At 60.2% G+C, this 18,660-nt stretch carries 18 protein-coding genes; 5 read left to right on the forward strand and 13 right to left on the reverse strand.

The features are described 5' to 3' along the window. Positions 1-101: 101 nt before the first annotated feature. From EL22_RS04790 to EL22_RS04805, 4 genes are read right to left on the reverse strand one after another with little or no spacing between them, the layout of a single operon-like run. Entirely contained in the window at positions 102-1,064 is a 963-nt protein-coding gene (locus tag EL22_RS04790; protein ID WP_050050516.1) for a hypothetical protein, read from the reverse strand. Then, positions 1,057-1,734 carry a gas vesicle protein GvpH gene (gene gvpH, locus EL22_RS04795; protein ID WP_050050391.1) on the reverse strand — a complete coding sequence of 226 codons (678 nt, stop codon included), beginning with the start codon at positions 1,732-1,734 and terminating at the stop codon, positions 1,057-1,059. The genes EL22_RS04790 and gvpH overlap by 8 nt, the downstream gene beginning before the upstream one ends. After that, positions 1,734-1,988: a gas vesicle protein GvpF gene (gene gvpF, locus EL22_RS04800; RefSeq protein ID WP_050050392.1), complete on the reverse strand. Its 255-nt coding sequence runs from the start codon at positions 1,986-1,988 to the stop codon at positions 1,734-1,736. Before gvpF ends, gvpH begins: the two co-directional genes overlap by 1 nt. Positions 1,989-1,994: 6 nt before the next feature. After that, positions 1,995-2,624, reverse strand: coding sequence for a GvpL/GvpF family gas vesicle protein (locus EL22_RS04805; protein WP_050050393.1), 630 nt, complete (start codon positions 2,622-2,624; stop codon positions 1,995-1,997). Between the two features lie 749 nt (positions 2,625-3,373). Here EL22_RS04805 and gvpA point away from each other — a divergent pair. After that, positions 3,374-3,658 (forward strand): gas vesicle protein GvpA, encoded by a 285-nt coding sequence (gvpA, locus tag EL22_RS04815; protein WP_050050395.1) that lies wholly within the window; start codon positions 3,374-3,376, stop codon positions 3,656-3,658. A gap of 101 nt (positions 3,659-3,759) precedes the next feature. Beyond that, positions 3,760-4,323 (forward strand): gas vesicle protein GvpO, halophile-type, encoded by a 564-nt coding sequence (gene gvpO, locus EL22_RS04820; protein ID WP_050050396.1) that lies wholly within the window; start codon positions 3,760-3,762, stop codon positions 4,321-4,323. 43 nt (positions 4,324-4,366) lie between these two features. Here gvpO and EL22_RS15865 read toward each other — a convergent pair whose 3' ends face one another. The 5 genes from EL22_RS15865 to EL22_RS04845 form a co-directional block, all read right to left on the reverse strand. Next, entirely contained in the window at positions 4,367-5,458 is a 1,092-nt protein-coding gene (locus EL22_RS15865) for a helix-turn-helix domain-containing protein (protein WP_231587878.1), read from the reverse strand. A 67-nt stretch (positions 5,459-5,525) separates the two neighbouring features. Then, positions 5,526-6,527 carry a DUF63 family protein gene (locus EL22_RS04830; RefSeq protein WP_050050397.1) on the reverse strand — a complete coding sequence of 334 codons (1,002 nt, stop codon included), beginning with the start codon at positions 6,525-6,527 and terminating at the stop codon, positions 5,526-5,528. Further along, a complete protein-coding gene (locus tag EL22_RS04835) occupies positions 6,524-6,748 on the reverse strand; it encodes a hypothetical protein (RefSeq protein ID WP_004594599.1) in 225 nt (74 codons plus the stop codon). The genes EL22_RS04830 and EL22_RS04835 overlap by 4 nt, the downstream gene beginning before the upstream one ends. A gap of 17 nt (positions 6,749-6,765) precedes the next feature. Further along, positions 6,766-9,372, reverse strand: a complete 2,607-nt coding sequence (locus EL22_RS04840) for a heavy metal translocating P-type ATPase (protein ID WP_004594598.1) — start codon at positions 9,370-9,372, stop codon at positions 6,766-6,768. A 94-nt stretch (positions 9,373-9,466) separates the two neighbouring features. Then, on the reverse strand, positions 9,467-10,057 hold the full coding sequence (locus EL22_RS04845; protein ID WP_049986206.1) for an AsnC family transcriptional regulator: 591 nt from the start codon (positions 10,055-10,057) through the stop codon (positions 9,467-9,469). A gap of 134 nt (positions 10,058-10,191) precedes the next feature. On the opposite strand from EL22_RS04845, the gene EL22_RS04850 reads away from it, so the two are divergent. Next, complete coding sequence (locus EL22_RS04850; RefSeq protein WP_049938510.1) at positions 10,192-10,389, forward strand: heavy-metal-associated domain-containing protein; 198 nt, start codon at positions 10,192-10,194, stop codon at positions 10,387-10,389. 71 nt (positions 10,390-10,460) lie between these two features. Next, the gene (gene acnA / locus EL22_RS04855) at positions 10,461-13,244 is read left to right on the forward strand and encodes an aconitate hydratase AcnA (protein WP_050050398.1); all 2,784 of its coding nucleotides are present in this window, start codon (positions 10,461-10,463) and stop codon (positions 13,242-13,244) included. A 68-nt stretch (positions 13,245-13,312) separates the two neighbouring features. Here the strand turns inward: acnA and EL22_RS04860 are convergent, their stop codons facing one another. Beyond that, positions 13,313-13,813 (reverse strand): cyclic nucleotide-binding/CBS domain-containing protein, encoded by a 501-nt coding sequence (locus EL22_RS04860; RefSeq protein ID WP_004594590.1) that lies wholly within the window; start codon positions 13,811-13,813, stop codon positions 13,313-13,315. A 248-nt stretch (positions 13,814-14,061) separates the two neighbouring features. Here EL22_RS04860 and EL22_RS04865 point away from each other — a divergent pair, with 248 nt between their 5' ends. Further along, positions 14,062-14,982 (forward strand): alpha/beta hydrolase, encoded by a 921-nt coding sequence (locus EL22_RS04865; RefSeq protein WP_231587879.1) that lies wholly within the window; start codon positions 14,062-14,064, stop codon positions 14,980-14,982. A 487-nt stretch (positions 14,983-15,469) separates the two neighbouring features. Here EL22_RS04865 and EL22_RS04870 read toward each other — a convergent pair whose 3' ends face one another. The 3 genes from EL22_RS04870 to hcaB form a co-directional block, all read right to left on the reverse strand. Beyond that, a complete protein-coding gene (locus EL22_RS04870) occupies positions 15,470-17,017 on the reverse strand; it encodes a sodium:solute symporter (RefSeq protein WP_050050400.1) in 1,548 nt (515 codons plus the stop codon). Continuing rightward, entirely contained in the window at positions 17,010-17,324 is a 315-nt protein-coding gene (locus EL22_RS04875; RefSeq protein ID WP_050050401.1) for a hypothetical protein, read from the reverse strand. The genes EL22_RS04870 and EL22_RS04875 overlap by 8 nt, the downstream gene beginning before the upstream one ends. Positions 17,325-17,823: 499 nt before the next feature. Then, positions 17,824-18,651, reverse strand: a complete 828-nt coding sequence (gene hcaB, locus EL22_RS04880) for a 3-(cis-5,6-dihydroxycyclohexa-1,3-dien-1-yl)propanoate dehydrogenase (RefSeq protein WP_050050402.1) — start codon at positions 18,649-18,651, stop codon at positions 17,824-17,826. Positions 18,652-18,660 lie beyond the last annotated feature (9 nt).

Consider the following 18,660-nt stretch of genomic DNA (forward strand, 5'->3'; position numbering starts at 1 on the left):
CTCCCCGCGCGGTCGTTCGAGCGCTCCGCGGGTGTTCGTAGTCGATTCGGGCTGACGCGTCGACCGTCGGACATCGTGATTTAGCTAGCATTGCGTTCACCTCAGTCATCGTCGTACCCCCGCCGCTTTCGCTCGAGTTCGAATCGGCGTCCGTAGATCCGGTCTCGAGCCGGTGCGGTCGAGTACTTCACTTTTCGCGGGACCGTCGAGTACCGAGCGCCACCGCCGAGGTCGCGCCGATCGGTCGGAATCGTCGAGACGGCGGTCGGATTTCTGGAACTGGTGCTCGTATCCTGTCGGCGCATCTTCTCGCGGTTCAGTTCGTAGAGCGTCTCGAACTTCCCGTGGGTCTTTAACAGCGCATCCCGAAACTCGTCGATCCCCGCCATCGCCTGCTGCTGGATGAACACCTGGTAAGCCTCGGGATTTTCGTCGACGTCGATCGATCCCAGCGCGTCCGTCGGATCGACGCCCTCGAGACGTTCGTCCACATCCTCGAGGAGTTCGTCTCCGCCGCCGAGCAGTCCGTCGCCGTTTTCCTCCCCGCCGAGAATCCCATCGTCGCCGACGAGGCCGCCGCCCTCCTCGTCGGTCACGGCCGATGCGGCCGTAGCGGCCAGTCCGCCGTCTTCGTCGTTCGCGAGGTCGTAGACCGCTTCCTCGAGGTCCTGCGTTTCCTCCCAGATCGCGGTCAGATCGGTCGCGTTCCAGGCGCTCAGTAAGTCGATCGCTTTGACTACCTGACCGAAGTCGACGACATCGCCGACGCCGCGCTCGTCGTCGCTCAGCGCCGCGGGAACCTCGCTCGCGTCGATCGCCTCGAGCAGTTCGTCGCCGTCGACCGCCTCCGGCAGCTGTTCGAGGTCGAGCGCGTCGAACACCTCCTCGAGTTCCGTCGCGACCGTCACGAGCGCGTCGACGTCGCCGAGGAGGGCTTCGAGCGTCTCGTCGTCCACGTCCTCGAGCGATTCGACGGGATCAAGTTCTGCCCGAAGCGACTCGAGTCGTTCCAGCGCGTTCTCGAAAACGGCTCCAGTATCGGTTTCGCTCGATCCCTCAGTCACGTCGATCACCCCCCGAACCTGGGGCGTCGGATCTCGCGTTCGACTCCGTGTCGGCGGGACCGCTCGAGACGGTCACAGTCAGGACGCCGTTTTTGATCCGCGCCTCAGTTTCGACGGCCGACGGGTTCCACGGCACGTCGACGCGCTCGAGTTCCCTGTCACCGACGCCCACGACGAGCGCGGCGTCGTCGCCGCTCCCGCTGAATCCGACGGTGACCGTCTCGGGGTCCACGCCGGAGATATCGGCGGCGAGCACCAGTTCGTCGTCGAACCGTCGGACTGAGACGTGATGTGGCGGGGGTGATGGGCGACGCCGACGCGTTCGGGAGGATCGAGACCCGGCATCGCGCCCGCCGGGACGCTCTTGCGAACCGTCGGACGATCGAATCGGTGGCCGTCCGTTTGCGTACCCGTCCGACTCGAGCCCCGAATCGATCGAGACATCGTACTCGAAGCCGAACCGGCCGCCGCGCCGATCGGATCCGGAGCCGCTCGCGGACCGATCTAGCGCGTCGAGAAGCCCGAGGAGACTCGAGAGCCAGTGGTCGTCACCGCGTGAGCGCTTCTTCTGGTCGTCGCGTTCGTCCAATCGGTCGCCATCCGTTTCGTCCCGTCGGTCTCCATCCGGTTCGTCCGGTCGGTCGTCGTCAGGTGGCAGTTCGTCAGTCATTATCGTTTCACCTCGACGCGTCCACTCCGCAGGTGTTCGTGGGCTTCGCGGGCGACCTCGAGTTCGTCCTCGATCGCTTCCTTTCGGTCGCGATACTCCGTCTCCGACCGCTCGCCGAGTTCGTACAGGAGCCGGTTCTCCTTCCGTTCGTCCTCGAGTGCCTCGATATCGTAGAGTTCGTCGAGTGCGACGGTGTGGATCGCATCGAGGATGTTCACGAACGGCCCGAAGAGAAGGTCGTCGAGGACGAACACGGGAGATCACCGCGCCCCGATCGTCACGTCGACGAAGCTGTAGGGGGCGAACGGGCCCGTATACTGGACGATCACGTCCTCGAGATTGGGATGATCCTCGAGTTCCGCGACGGCCTCGTCGAACTGTTCGCACGCCGATTCCTCGACGAGGTACGACCGGTTTACGACGAGCCGATCGCTGAAGTCGTCGTTCTCGACCGATTGGACGGCCAGCGGCTCGAGCGTCTCGGCGACGAGTTCTTCGATCTCCGCTCGGTCGACGTCGGCGTCCGCCTCGGTGACCAGCTTGAGTCCGAGTTCGATCCGGCCCTCGATATCGCGGATCGCGCGTCGGAACGCCGAGCGAGCGCCTCGAATGACGTTCTTCAGCGCCCGGTTGCTCTCGAAGGCCATCCCGAACCGCATCGGGACGATCGGATGACCGTTCGTCCGCGCCATGATCTCGCGGAGGACCTCGTCGTGGCGTCTCGCGTCCTCGTCCGTCTCCTCCGGCTCGGTCGTGTCGATGTCCGAAACGACGGCCTCGTATCGGCGGTGGGAGACGGTGTAGACGCGATCTGCGCCCCCCACGGCGTCGGTTTCGAACTCGAGATCCGCGCCGGATTCGACGATGCCGTAGACGTAGCGGTTGCTCACGCGTGAGCACCTCCTTCGATGGTGGCACATCTCGAAGCAAGCGATAGCCTCGCAGAGCGTGGGCAGGGGCGCGATCGACGCACCGCTCGAGGTGTGCGTCGAACGAAGCCGCTCGCTGGTCGAATACAATCGCTCGAGGAGGTGGATCGAACGCAACCGCTCGAGGAGACGGGATGCGCTCGGAGTCGCCGACGGCGGTTCAGTACGGTGTTCATGGTGTCGTCGCGTTCGCGGGCTCGGTTGAGCGTCGTGGCTTCCACCCGTCGTCAGATCGGTCGGGAACCGTCGGGTCCGAACCTCCGACGGCGCTCGAGGGAGACCCCACGGACCACAGCGGAGACGAGGGGAGACTCCACAGACTATCATCAGCCCGAATGCCGTGGGGCCATCAGTCGGGTCAGGGTCACCAGTCAGGTCACCGTGGGACCGCGATCGCGATTCGAACCGAGGTACGCTTCCAGCCGCCGTTATACTCGTGCTTGCAGTAGCAGTTCCCCGCCGGGGGATACTCGTGCTCGCACGAGCGGCCCGCTGCCGGAGTGTCTCTCTGGCGGCGCGCGGCGTGTCCGCGTGCGAAAACCGCCACACCTCTCAGACTATCGCTGCCCGGCCGATTCGCCGATACTGGATCACACTTCAGTTCTGAACAGCAGCTAACGGCGTTGAATCGGCGGGAGACGTGGTGTGGCGGCCGACTTGCAAACGCAACGCGAGCCGTCAAACCCGTTCCCAGTGGAGGGACAGTCGAGATGGCATCACCACAACGAAGACCGGACTCCTCGAGTCTCGCGGAGGTACTCGATCGGGTCCTCGACAAGGGCGTCGTAATCGACATCTGGGCACGTGTTTCCGTCGTCGGGATCGAACTGCTCACGATCGAAGCGCGCGTCGTCGTCGCGTCGGTGGACACCTTCCTGCACTACGCGGAGGAGATCGCAAAAATTGAGAAGGCGACGGCCGACGGGGATCTCGAGGATCTCGAAGAACTCGAGATCGAACGACGCGCCGAGTCGTCGCCGCAGTCGACCTCGTAATTACGGCTTAGAACCGACGACGCAACCGATAACCTTCGAAAGCGGCCCCCAGAAACGGCCGAGGACGCAGCGAATCGAACCACCGAAACTACCCTGTTACGATGGCCGAAGCCGACACCGACTCGAGCGAGCGATGTCACGCGCTCACCGACGACGGCGAGCGCTGCTCTCGGCCGGCCCAGGACGACGGGTTTTGCTACCAACACGACGAGAGTGATTCGACAGTGAGCGACAGTCAAACCGAACGACAGCACGAACAGGAACACGACCAGCAGGAGGGCGATACCACCGGTTCGCAAACGGCCGCGATGGCCGGCGAGGAAACGACGGATCCCGAAGATGTCGATACGAGTTCGCTCGAGGATGCGGACATCGAAACCGGCGACGTCGACGAGAGCAAGATCGAGGGCGTGCTCGCAGTCCGTCGAACCGTAGAGTCGACGGCGGGCGAACTCATCGGCTATCGGTTCGACGGGGTCAGCGAAATCACGCCGACGGACGAGGGCTGGCGCGCGGTCGCGGAAGTCGTCGAACGCGCCTCGGTCCCGGACACGCAGGACGTCCTCGGGCGGTACGAGATCGAACTCGACGAGGACGCGGTCGTGCTCGGCTACCAGCGGATCGACCGGTACCGACGCGGCGACACGGGGTCGTTCGAGGACTGATCCGTCACCGAATTCAGCCAGCACAGCGTCTGTCTGCACTCGGTCAATCGGCCGTGGCTCCGCCCGATGCGTCCTCGAGCGTCGAAACCTCCGTCTTCCGCAGCGCCGCTTTCGTCTCCGGCGCGAGTTCGGTGACGGTCGAGCGCCCGTCGCGCTCGCGAATCACGAGTCCGTCGTCCTCGAGCGCGGACAGGTGGTGCGTGATCGTGCTCGGATCGCGCTCGAGCGCGCTCGCGAGTTGACTGTTGTTCGGGCGCTCGAGCGTCGAGAGGACCTCGAGTACGTCGCGTTTGGCGGGTTCCTCGAGCGCCGCCTGAAGGGCAGCGTCGGTCTCCTCGAGGTAGTACCGGCGCTTGCCGTTGACTTTGGCGGTCGTGAGGAGCCCTTCGTCCTCGAGGATCTGGACATGATGGCGAACCGTCGACAGGGAAACGCCGGCGTCCTCGCCGAGCTCTGAGAGGTAACAGCCCGGCTTCGCTTCGACGGTCTCGTAGATTGTCGCTCGAGTCTCGTTCTCGAGGGGGTCCGAGTCGTCGTACCTGCTGTACTTGAAGATCGGGAGTAGCTCCCAGGGGATCGCAGCGAGCCCCCTCCTGAGAAAGCGCCGGCCGGTCGCGGACCAGTTCGCCACCGCAGTTCTGGCGGTGCCGGTCAGCCCCCCGCTCCCGGCGGCGCTCGCGCCCGCCGTTCCAGCACTGCCGAGACCGGCGCCGGCCGCGCCGATGAGTGATGGCTGACCGGTTGCATCAACGACGAGATCATACTCATCGGTGAACTCGTGGAAATCTGTCCGTGTGATAGACTGGTTTTCGTGGATGTCAACACCCTTCTCTGAGAGTTGTTCTGCCCAGGACTGCTCAACGACATTTCGGTCCGTTATATATGTATCCGCAGCAGGAAAGGTGCCGGCTCCAGTGCGGTGGCGATCGGCGTCGATTCCGTCATACACCTCCACTTCCATCGCTGGCAGCGGGTTGAGAAAGCCGTTCTCTACAGTCGGTTCGAGTGGGATCTTCGATACCGCTGTCATCGCTTCTCCGCAATTAACGCCTTTGCTATCGTAGGACTGCCGCTCATATAGTTCGACGACGAATCCAGCGTCGTCGAATCCAGCAGCTGCTGCAAGCCCGGCCATCCCTCCACCTATTACCGCAATTTTGGACGTTCGAGTCATCGGTTTTTGCCAATCTTTGAGGCCATCGTTAAGCTCCCAACAGCATCCGAAGTGACCCACGAACGCCCATCGGGAGTCCGATCGCTCCGATGAAGAACGTCATAAGCCACCACCACGTGTGATTCATCTCCTCTTTCGCATCGGCGAGATACCACACGATGCCGACAGTCACGACGAGTTTCAGCACGAACGTCGATCCGGAGAATCCAGTCGCCTGGTACACGAGATTCGTCACGACCAGCTTTGGGGAGTAGCCGAGGAACGTCACACCGATGAGATTCTGCGCAGCGTCCCACAACTGGCCGAAAACGGCCAGCAGAATTAGCGGGTGTCGAAGGTGGGTGATATTGGCGAAACTCGTGCCCCAGTAGTAGAGTGCGGTTACGCCGAGCGCTATCCCCGTCGTCGCGACAGGAACCCATAGGCGGAGTGGGGTCGATGTCGAGAGGCCGTGCCAAACAGCCCACCAGACGGCCCCGACAGCCCACACCGACCCGACGAGCCCGACTGTTAGCGGGATAGATCCGATATTTTGGTCACGCAAGAGTGCACCGACACCGAGCGCGAGGATGGTGACAGCGGTGACGACGATGTAAATCGATGGCGTGATGAACCACACCGCGTAGTCCCCGAGCAGCCCGAGATCCTCGAGGGCGCGCATCGCCCCACCTGCGATGATGATCGGAGCGAACCCGTAGGCCAGTCGTGCGTCGAACGTGACGTCGAGTTGGTCGAGATACGCACGTAGTCCGGGGAGGCTGTATACGACTGCCGCGAGGTAGATTACCGTGTTCACCGCGTTGTAGCCCTGGACAGCACGAATCCCCTCGTGCGTGACTGGCTGACCGGCCGCATCGGCGACGACTGGTCCCCAGAGATACTGCCAGATGAACCGGTCGTAGACCAACGTCGGAAACACGAGGATGCCCCCACCGAGAAGGACGAGCGGGGCCAGCAGGTACAGCGCCCACCACTCGCGTGAGCCGGTCTCCGGAAGGACAGTCTCGACGCGGCGGGTGACAGTACTCACGACCCGTTCACCTCCAATCGCCACGTCGTGCTTTTCGAGCGCCCCCACTGTTCGAGTGAAACGATTGTGAGTTCGTCCTGGAGCTGGCTGAGGTACTGCGCGACTGCCTTGGGAGATCCGTCGAGGTCGCTGGCAATCTCGCGAGCCCGGAGGTATGTCGGTTCGCTACTGGCTGTCTCGACGAGGTACCTTCGAACCGTGTGCCGGGAAATATTCGACATTGATCTAGAGGTGACGGTTAGCGAAGAAATCCGAAGAGCTTGTAGTCGTGATCGGGGGTGTACCGCCGGAACAGGAGACTGTTCGTCAGCACCGACACCGACGAGAACGCCATTGCTGCTGCAGCGAGCACGGGCTGGAGGAGGCCGAGCGACGCTAACGGAATCATCGCCGTGTTGTAACCGAGCGCCCACACGAGGTTCTGTTTGATCTTCTGGAGTGTCGCGTCTGAGATTCGGATCGCCTTTACCACGTCGAGCGGGTCGTCTCGCATCAGCGTGACGTCTGCAGCTTCGATGGCGACGTCGGTGCCGGAGCCGATTGCTGTCCCGACGTGTGCGACCGCGAGTGCCGGAGCGTCGTTGACGCCGTCACCGACCATCATCGCCTGCCGGCCCTCGTCTTGAATACTGTCGACCGCGTTGGACTTGTCCTCAGGAAGGACTCCTGCGCGGACGTTCTTCGGGTCGATACCCACCTGTTTAGCGACCGCACGGGCAGTTCGCTCGTTGTCGCCCGTAATCATCATCACGTCAACTCCCCGCTCCTGGAGTGCTGTGACAGCCTGCTTGGAGCTTTCCTTCACTGTGTCGGCGTCGGCGACCACACCCACGAGCTCCCCCTCGTAGGCGACCAGCATCGCCGTCTTCCCCTCGTTCTCGAGGCGTTCCATCGTCTCCTCAGCGGGAGAGGGGTCGATCCCGTTGTCCCGCAGCAGCTTGCGGTTGCCGACCAGCACCTCGCTGTCACCAATGACTGCTTTGATCCCGTGGCCCGGAACGTTCTCGAAGTCGTCAGGCTCAGTCACGTCCAGGCCGCGTTCTTCGGCCCCTTCGACGATTGCACGGGCGAGCGGGTGTTCGCTGCCGCTTTCAGCTATCGCCGCCAGTCGAAGCACATCATCCTCTGAGAGGCGCTCACGGGTGCTGAGCTGTCCACCATCTGGGGTCGGCTCGCCACCGTCAGTCACCACATTTCCATCGCTATCAAAGACGACCACGTCGGTGAGTTCCATTTCCCCTTCGGTGAGTGTGCCCGTCTTGTCGAAGACGACTGTATCGACGTCTTTCGCTCGTTCGAGGATGTCACCGCCCTTGAACAGGACGCCGTTCTGGGCACCAATCGTCGTCCCGACCATCGTCGCTGCGGGCGTCGCCAGCCCCAGCGCACAGGGACAGGCGATGAGGATCGAGGACGCGAAGACAATTATCGCGAACTCGAAGACTGAAACGGTCCCACCGACCGGGGCCGGGCCGCCAGCAACCTGACCCCACAGCGGGAGCCAGTCGACGAAGCCAGCGAGAGCCTCGGGGAACAGGAACCAGACGACACCCCAGAGAAGGGCGTTCGCGATGACCGCAGGCACGAAGTACGCGGAGATGCGGTCGGCGAGATTCTGGATGTCGGGCTGGCGCGACTGGGCCTCCTTGACTGTCTGGACGATCTGTTGGAGGGCCGTGTCTTCTCCAACCTTCGTCGCCTCCACGACAAGGACGCCGTTCTCGTTAATCGTCGAGCCGACGACCTCATCGCCCTCCTCTTTCTCGACAGGCACAGATTCGCCAGTGACCATTGACTCGTCGACGGCAGACTGACCGTCGACAACGACACCGTCTGTGGGAATCTTCTCACCTGGACGAATTTTCATCCGGTCACCAGTTGTGACCTCTTCAAGCGGAACTTCTTCTTCACTGCCGTCCTCGCGGACAATGGTCGCCGTTTCGGCTTCCATTTCGAGGAGCTTTCGGAGGGCCTCACCCGCTTGGCCCTTCGACCGAGCTTCGAGATAGTTACCCAACGTGATGAACACGAGGATGAGGGCTGCCGTGTCGAAATAAAGTCCACCTGCAATGAGTTCAGCAAGGACTGCCACAGAGTATAGATAGGCCGTTGTTGAACCGATCGCAATCAGCACGTCCATATTGGCGCGGCCGTTCTTCACGATCGCCTTGTACGAGTTCTTATAGAACGGCCAGCCGAGGATCGCCTGTACCGGCGTGGCGAGGAGGAACTCAACCCAGCCAAGTTCCACACCGAAGACGGCTTCAGGGACGATCGCGCCACCGAGCAGATAATTGTCGATGAGGAAGAAGAGCAACGGTGCCGATAACACTGCCCCAAAGAGGGTCAACCTGAGTTGTTTCCGAGTTTCGGCTTGACGGGCGGCATCTCGTGCGTCCTGGCCCGACTCTTCGTCGGCACCATCTTCGCGGACGGGCGAGTAGCCAGCCTCCTCGATAGCATCGTACAGCGCACCAATAGATACTTCCGCAGGATTGTAGGTGACCTGTGCTTCGTCGGTTGCGTAATTGACCTCCGCATTAACGACGCCCGGAATATTTTCAAGAGCGGTTTGGTTGGTCTCGGCGCAGTTGGCACAGGTCATATCGGAGATGGCAATCGTTACCGTCTCAGAGACTGCGCCGTACCCGGCCTCGTCGATCGCGTCGTAGATTTCTTTGAGCGATACCTCTTCAGGGTCGTAGGTGACGGAACCCTCGTCGGTGGCGAAGTTCGCATCCGCCTCCGATACCCCGTCGAGCGATTCGAGAGTGTCCTGGATCGTCGCCGAACAGTTGGCGCAGGACATTCCCGTGATATCAAGATGGATTGTTTGGCTTGTCATGCTTGTTCTACTATACGGGGTCTAGGTTTAGGCGATTTACTGCTTCGAGAGGCGGGGTTTCGACTGCAGGAAAATTTGGATTCCAAAGACAGCGTTACGCTCCCTCTTCGAGTCGCTGATACCGATCGTCGAACCGTGTGAGACAGGACGGACAACAGAAGTGATAGATCTCTCCGTCGATTCTCGTCGTTTCACCTTGATTATCAACGGTATTGTTACATTCAGCACAGGTGAGTGCAAATTCGACGCCATCAACGGACGGCGTCCATTCAAGCTCGTCAATTAGCGTGACGGTGTAATCTGCTACATCGATCTCGTTAAAGAGTCCATCTACCCACTGACGTACGTTCTGGGCTTCAACACGGGCATAGAACCAAAGATCTCCTTCGGAGGTCGTGAAGACGTGTTCAACGCCATCTGACTCTCGAGCCCGCTCGCGGGCGGCCTCCAACGACGCTGAGCCGATTTCGGCCTGAATAAATACCGGTACACCAGCTCGGAGATGAGCCCGGTTGACGTCAATCGTGAAGTTGTTAATGATGCCAGCTTCCTGTAATCGCTTTACCCGGTCAGACACGGCTGGCCCCGACAAGTCGACCTCCTCGCCAATATCGCTGAACGGGCGGCGGGCGTCATCAGCGAGTAACGAGAGGATTTCTAAGTCGGTTTCATCCAAATTGCGCATACGACCGCTTCGTCTCGCAGGATACATTATTGTTGCCCACAACACACCTTCGAAATCGGTGATCCAGGGCTGCGACAACATTGGATTCTAAGCAGAAAACCACATAGAATACTCGCCCCTATCTACGAATGGATATGACTCAGACAATCACCGTCGAAGGAATGACCTGTGAACATTGCGAGCAGACCGTCGAAGAGGCACTCGAAGAAGTTGAGGGGGTTACGTCTGCTACTGCGGATCGTGACTCAGAATCCGCGACGGTCGAGGGGTCCGCTGAACGGGATGAGCTTGTGACTGTGGTCGAAGACGCTGGATACGATGCCTCTGCGTAACAAATCCCGATTCTCGTCGAATCGGATTCGGAGAGGGATTGATACGACTGCCAATCCCAGGTGTAGATACTATGACTGATACACTTCCGTTCGATGCCGTCCGCGAGCTCGACGTCGACGGGACGACGTACAAGATGGCCGATCTTCGAGCACTCGAAGAGCAGGGGCTCTGTGACCTCGACACGCTCCCTGTGAGCATCCGTATTCTGCTTGAGTCGGTGCTCCGGAACGCCGACGGCGAAACTGTTACTGCAGCGGATGTCAAGAATGCTGCTGGCTGGAAGCCAGACGTACCGGACGCAGAGGTTCCGTTCTCTCCATCACGAGTCGTCCTACAGGATCTCACTGGCGTGCCCGCAGTTGTCGACCTGGCGGCCCTTCGATCCGAAGTCGACCGCAAAGATCGGGACCCGACCCTGGTCGAACCAGAGATCCCTATTGATCTCGTAATCGACCACAGCGTCCAAGTCGACTACTTCGACTCCGAGGACGCCTACGAGAAGAACGTCGAACTGGAGTACGAGCGCAACGCCGAACGGTATCGCGCGATCAAGTGGGCGCAGAACGCCTTCGAGAACTTCAACGTCGTCCCGCCGGGGACCGGCATCGTCCACCAGGTGAATCTCGAGCATCTGGGCCGGGTCGTCCACGCCCGCGAGCGAGACGGTGAGAAATGGCTCCTGCCGGACACACTCGTCGGCACGGACAGCCACACCCCAATGATCGGTGGCATCGGTGTGGTCGGCTGGGGCGTCGGCGGCATTGAAGCGGAAGCGGCAATGCTCGGTCAGCCGGTCACGATGAAACTTCCCGAGGTCGTCGGCGTCCGCCTCGAAGGCGAATTACCCGAGGGCGCGACGGCGACGGATCTCGTGCTCCACATCACCGAACGGCTCCGCGAGGTCGGCGTCGTCGACCGGTTCGTCGAATTCTTCGGTCCTGGTGTGGAGAATCTCACAGTCCCCGACCGGGCCACGATCGCCAATATGGCGCCCGAACAGGGCTCGACGATCAGTATGTTCCCGGTCGACGAGCAGACGCTCGAGTATCTCGAACTCACCGGGCGTGACCCCGCCCACATCGACCTTGTTCGCGAGTACCTCGAAGCGCAAGGGCTATTCGGAGAACAGGAACCGGAATACACCGAGGTGGTCGAGTTCGATCTTTCGACTGTTGAGCCGAGTCTCGCCGGACATAAGCGGCCACAGGACCGGATTCCGATGGGGGACGTGAAACAGAGCTTCCGGGGACTTCTCCACGGGGAGTTCGAAGACGACCTCGATGATGTCGACGAAGACGCCCTACAGCGGTGGCTCGGCGAAGGTGATGCAGCTGGTGCGGAGACCGACGGCGGTGTTCAGGTCGAACCCGAATCGGAACTGCACCCGTTAACCAAACGCGTTGAGGTCGACCTCGACGGTGAGACAGTGGAAATTGGACACGGAGACGTCCTCGTCAGCGCCATCACGAGCTGTACGAACACTTCGAACCCGTCGGTGATGATCGCTGCTGGTCTGCTTGCCCAGAACGCCGTCGAGAAAGGTTTAGATGTCCCGCCGTACGTCAAGACGAGTCTCGCACCCGGCAGTCGCGTCGTCACGCAGTACCTCGAGGAATCGGGCCTGCTTCCGTATCTCGAAGAGCTCGGGTACGCGGTCGTCGGCTACGGCTGTACCACTTGTATCGGGAACGCCGGACCACTTCCCGATCCCATCGAGCAAGCGATCGACGACCACGACCTCTGGACGACGAGCGTCCTCTCCGGAAATCGGAACTTCGAGGCGCGTATTCACCCGAAGATCCGCGCGAACTACCTCGCGAGCCCGCCGCTCGTCGTCGCCTACGGCCTCGCAGGGCGGATGGACGTCGACCTCGAGAACGAGCCGCTAGGCACCGACGAGGAGGGGGGATCGGTGTATCTGGCGGACATCTGGCCCGACGCAGCGGACGTGCAGGCAGCAATCCACGAGAACGTCTCTCCTGAGATGTTCGAGGAGAAGTATGCCTCTGTGTTCGAGGGTGACGAGCGGTGGGCTGCTCTCGACGCGCCCACAGGTGACGTCTACGAGTGGGACGACGACTCGACATACATCCGAGAGCCGCCGTTCTTCCAGGACTTCCCCCTCGAAAAACCCGGCGTCGCCGATATTGAGGATGCACGCTGCCTGCTGACACTCGGCGATACCGTTACGACCGACCACATCAGCCCTGCTGGCCCCTTCGGATCTGACCTCCCTGCCGGCCAGTGGCTGCTCGATAACGGCGTTGAGCCGCACGAGTTCAACACCTACGGCGCGCGCCGGGGCAACCACGAGGTGATGATGCGGGGAACGTTCGCCAATGTCCGCATCGAGAACGAGATGCTCGACGATGTCGAGGGTGGCTATACGATCCACCACCCAACCGACGAGCAGACGACCGTGTTCGAAGCCAGCCAGCGCTACCGCGAGGAGGGAGTCCCGCTCGTCGTGATGGCAGGCGAAGAGTTCGGTACCGGCTCCAGCCGGGACTGGGCGGCGAAAGGAACGGACCTACTCGGTGTTCGCGCAACCATCGCCGAGAGTTACGAGCGCATCTACCGCGACAACCTCGTCGGCATGGGTGTGCTCCCCCTGCAGTTCGATGATGGCGACTCGTGGGAATCTCTCGGTCTGGATGGGTCTGAGATCTTCACGATCCACGGCCTCGATGACGGGCTCGATGTGATGGACGAACTGACCGTTATCGCCGAGCGCGCGGACGGGTCGACTGTCGAGTTCCCGGTCACAGCACAGGTCGGCACGCCGGCCGCCGTGACCTATATCGAACACGGCGGCATCCTCCACTACGTCCTTAGACGGCTCCTCATGCGATAATCTCTCTCAACTGACTCTATTTCTGGAAGCACAAGCAACACGAAAAACTTTGAGTCCAAATTAGCGTTTCAATCGTGCGTAGACTCTGTTCGGATGATGCCCGCTACGTTATCCATCTGAGCTGAAACGTGTGCGCTCTCACCAGCAACATGCGTAATTAAATCGTCCAGAGTGATCATCCCGATAACGCTCCCGTCTTCAACAACCGGGACGTGTCGAGCACCCGCTTCGTTCATTTGTCTCAGGACTTTTGGAATCTCAGCATCTGCTGGCACAGTAAGTGGGTCACGCGTCATCACGTCAGCAGCTCGTACGTCGTCTCCACTCGTCTCGGCTGTGAGCACACTTAACTCGCTTTCCTCGGTGAGCAGGTTAGCAATCAGGTCTCGATCGGTGATGATACCAGAGATCTGATCGGATTCTTCGACGACCACGTACCTGGCACACCGCGATTGGGAGATCATCGTGTGAGCGATCTCGGCAACCGTGGCGTCAGGCGTGACACGGGCGACCGACTCATCAGCAATACGACCAATATCCATCCGGAGGTCAGTTGGTCTGGTACCCATGCTAATCAGTACGACTCATAACAGGAAATAGCTTAGCATCAGCTGGTCGTCATAGAAATCCTCCACTCTTCAACCGTGAGAGACGACAATCTCCAAACTTTGTGAAGTTACAAAAGCACAGTGATTCGGCTTGTACAGAGAAGCAGAGGTGGCACGGACCGGCCGCCAGCCGAGGCAATCAGAAGGTGAAATTATTTGCAATGGGGAATCATACCTATTCGTAGATGAGTCAGCGAATGAATCCCCAGATGGCAACGGTTATCGAAGAACTGGAAGACAACGGTATCCCGGACTGGCATTCGATGTCGATTCCGTGTGCCCGGCGGATTGAAGACGAGGTCTTCTCTCGTGGTGTAGGGATCGACCTAGATTTAGTCCGTGATTTCGAGATTGAGGGTGACGAAGTCGCAATTCCGATACGGGTATATCGGCCGGAGGTGGAGCATCCACCCGTTCTCGTCTTTTGCCACGGCGGCGGATGGACGCTCGGTACACTCGATTCTGCGGACAACATCTGTCGTGAACTCGCCAGTCGAACTGGCTGCCTGGTTATCTCGGTCGATTATCGCCTTGCGCCGGAACACCCGTTCCCTGCGGCCCTCAACGATGTCTCCACAGCTCTGCGGTGGGCAGCAGAGTACGCAGACAAGTTAGGTGCTGATTCGAGCAGTATTGGCGTGGCTGGGACGAGTGCTGGAGGGAACCTTGCAGCTGCAGTGGCTCTCCGGGCTCGGGAAACGGGACCAAGCCTATCAGGGCAGTTCCTGCTCTATCCGATCACGGGCACTGTCCGCGAGACGGATTCATACGTTCAGCACAGCGATCAGCCCCTACTTACCCGTCGCGATATGGAGTGGTTCTGGGATCAGTACCTCGATGATCCCGTCCACAAACGGAATCCACTCGCAGCAGTTCGTCGAGCATCAGACCCCTCTGGCGTTGCTCCCGCAGTCGTATTGACCGCCGGCTTAGACGTACTTCGGGATGACGGTGTTGAGTATGTAGAACAACTCGAAGCAAACGGTATCCCGACAGCTCACGACCACTATCCGTCGCTTGCGCACGGCTTTTTGAGCCTCACAGACGAAGTCGATAGGGCCAACGAAGCGATGAGCCGATTAGCGGACCATATTCAGTCGCGACTGAATCCGACAACCCGTACGGAGTGAAGTGATCATGAGAGCCTGATCAATTCCCGAATCGCTCCGTGTGCTTGCAGTACTGTTGAGAGTGTGGGTTTTCGTATTCTTTCCGACTTGGGGATGGTTGGCGTAAAGCAGGCGGTTCCCCTCTCAGCGCGGCGGTGTGCCGATCTCCTTGAGTGGTGTTTTGGTTGTTCGGGTCCCGTTCTTGGCCGCCTTTATCGCCTTTAGCAGACCGGTTGTTCGCTGAAGTCATGACTATTATCATTGAATAGGTGTTGAACACTCTCACGAAGCGATTTGGAACTGAGAACATTGGCTGGCTGCAGCAGCGCGACTCGCCGACGATAACGCCGTCTCAGGTCGCGGTTGACGAAATCGTGAAATCGCGACGTCACCGGTCTTCACGACGACGGCATTGAGAGTGGAAATCACCGGATTGATCCGCCAACACCTGTCGATCACAACAGAATCGATTGGAATGGGATGTTACAGAGTTAGGCCTTAGAATGAATCAGAGCTTCCTGTTGATAAGTCCATGATATTGTTCCATCTTGTCGAGCGGCTGTGGCGACGTGAGGAAGCTTATGCCTACAAAGAGGACAAAGTTGGCAACGGTCGCGACCAGGATCCCCGGAACCAGCGGTGTGACGTACGGGTTCGGGATCATCTGGAACTGGAACAGTCCGAGGAGAATCGTGGCGACAGCTGGGGCGATGATCGCGGCTTCCGTGGATGCGCGCGGCCAGGCAACGGCTCCGAATAACAGCGGTAGCAGTTGGACCGCCATCGCGACGACGAACAGCGCGAGCGGGGTTATCAGGCTCGAATACACGAGCGCGCCGGCGACACCGGCGAGCATCGTGGCGATGATTACGATTCTGTTCAAAACCAGTTCGCGGTCCTCGGAGAGGTCAGGACTGATGAACGCTTTGATGAAGTCACGAGAGACGGTCGCCGCCAGCACGTGTGCGTACGAGTCGGTCGTGGAGACAATCGCGGCTAGAATGCCGACGAGGAACAAGGCGGCGAGACCGAACGGCATCACGTCGAACGCGAGTAGCGATGAAACCGTGTCCGGATTCGTACCTTCGGAGAGCACGGTTTGTCCGTAAATACCGATGAAGCTCGTCCCGAAGACGTAGATCAACGTGAGGACCCCAACGATCATCGCGGCGACCTTGGCGAAGTTCCGTTCGGCGTCGACGGAGTACATCCGGATCCATCCCGCGGGTGAGAGCAGGGTGTTACCGATAGTGAACAGAGCGCCGACGATGAGGATGACCTCAGGCGTGAACAGCCCTGTGACGCCGGGTGCTGTCGTGAATCCAGCGCGGGCATCGCCAAGGCTGTTGAAAACTTCTCCGACGCCGCCGGCGTGGATTACGATGAACACGCCGAACCCACCGAGGAGGACGGTTATCAACGCTCCGTTGAACGTATCGAGGTATGCGATCCCGCGCATTCCGGTAGTAGTGAGGTGAGCCGTGACCACGAGTGCGAGCACGATGACACCCAGTTCGAACGAGACGATTCCCCCTGTGAGTATCATCAAAATCAGTCCGCCGGCGAGCAGCTGTGCGACGATGTACGTCGTGTTGAACGCGAGGCTCGCGAGCACCGTGTAGAGCCGGACCGTATCGCTCTGATAGTAGTCGCCCAGCAGGTCGCCGGGCGTCTGGTGGTCGTGTTCTTTCCCGACGACCCACATGCGCCGACCGAGGTACCAGACCGCCGGTGCGGTCACCGCGTAGCCGACGAGGATCATCGCGATGAACGAAAACCCGACAGAGTACACCGTCCCCGGAAAGCCGGCCATTCCAACGCCGCTCAAAACGGTTGCGACGAGGGTGAGCGAGGCGACGACCCACCCCAGTCCTCGAGAGGCGACGATGTGATCGGAGAGGCTGTCCGAATACCCCCGTCTCGCGAAGTGCGTGATACCGATGAAGACGATGACGTAGCAGGCCAAGATGCCGAGCGAGAGCGGGAGATTCGTCGAAATCGTCTCGGCGAGTTCCGGTGGGAGCGCCTGTATCGGAGTGATCGGGACGCTACTCATGCTTCGCCTCCGTTGAATCCCCGAGGTCAGCCACCTGCTCGGACGGCTCGCTTCGAGTAAACACAGCGTAGAGACCGAGGATTACCAGCACCGACACCAGGACAACCGTCCACATCATTACGGGGAGTCCCGCGATCAACTGGTCTCGAGTTCCGATGAACTTCATCCCGAGATATGCGATGATCGTGGTACCCGTGAAGTAGACGAGCATCATCTTCTCGGTCGAGCGCGCCGAGATACTGAATTCGTCCGGGATTTCGCTCGAGTCCGGCCGATCAACTGACCGCCATTGTTCGCTCCAAGACATGATTTACCACACCTAACCGGCGACATATAAATGTACTGGTGGTGTTCGGTAATATCTGTTGCTATCCCCGCAGAAAGTGTACGATTGACGACTCGTATCGATCAACAGGCGGATTTCCCATCAAAAAAATGAGTGATAATCGCCACTCACCGCTCACAGATATCATCGAAACGTACGAATCGACCGTAACCGATAATCGATGGCGGGAAACCCTACGATTGGGACTCGAGTCGTGTTGAGAGGTCGTCCATCGCTTGCCGTCTTACGTCTCGATAAACTGGACAGGCACCGTGTCGGTCCTCGGTGAGTTGCTTGACGACTGCTTGCCGGATCGCGTGTTCGCACGCCCCGGTAACCGACTTTCTATGCGGACAGTACTGACAGCATTCTAGCGGCGAGCGCTCTCGTGAAGGCATACGATAGCGTATGGCGAAGTTCCACTTGAATGTATGCACCGGTCGGAGGTCTGTCATGGTCGAGATCCGACAGGAGATCGTAGTCAGTCCGTCATGTCCTCAGTGATGTATTCGACCGCCGAGCGGCTCACTTCAGTGATCCCGCGAACGGAGCGACCGAGGTCGGCCCGGATCACCGATCCGGTTATCGGTCGAGAGTCAGATTCGGACGCTAACAGTACGTACCCACCGGTGTAGTCGGCGGCCGACGGCGTGATATCGAGCGGGTGGTTCGTGGGATCGAACTCCTCGGCGGACACGACGCCGCGTTCGCCGCCGAGCGAGTCGGTCCCAGAGAGGTCCGTCGGCACGAATCCCGGTGCGACGGCGTTGACCCGGATCGTCGGCGCGAGTTCGAATGCAAGTTGTCGGACCAGTCCGAGAACCGCGTGCTTGGCTGGGACGTACAGAGCACCCCCGCCGTCGGATCCGAAGCTCGCTTGCGAGGCGGTAAACACGATCCGTCCGTCGGTTTCGGCAAGTTCGGGCAGCGCCGCCTTCGCCCCCATCATGTAGCCGAGGACGTTCACGTCGAACAGTTCGCGAAAGCTCTCCTCGAGATCCTCATCGGACAGTTCCGGCAGAGAGACGTTCTGATCGAATATGCCTGCGTTCCCGACGAACACATCCAGTTTACCGAAGGTGTCGACCGTCTCGGAAACGGCGCGTTCGTTGTCGGCGACCGACGTCACGTCACCTGCAACGGTGACCACGTCGTCCCCGAACTCCGACTCGAGGTCCTCGAGTCGCTGTTCGTCGATATCCAGTACGCCAACCGATGCGCCTTCGTCGATAAACCGCTCAACCACTGCGCGTCCGAGCCCTGAGCCGCCGCCAGTGACCAGCGTAACCTGATTGTCGAGCCAACCCATTAGTTCTCA

Origin of the sequence: Halostagnicola sp. A56 (assembly GCF_000691505.1) — an archaeon.
In the GTDB taxonomy this organism is placed as follows: domain Archaea; phylum Halobacteriota; class Halobacteria; order Halobacteriales; family Natrialbaceae; genus Halostagnicola.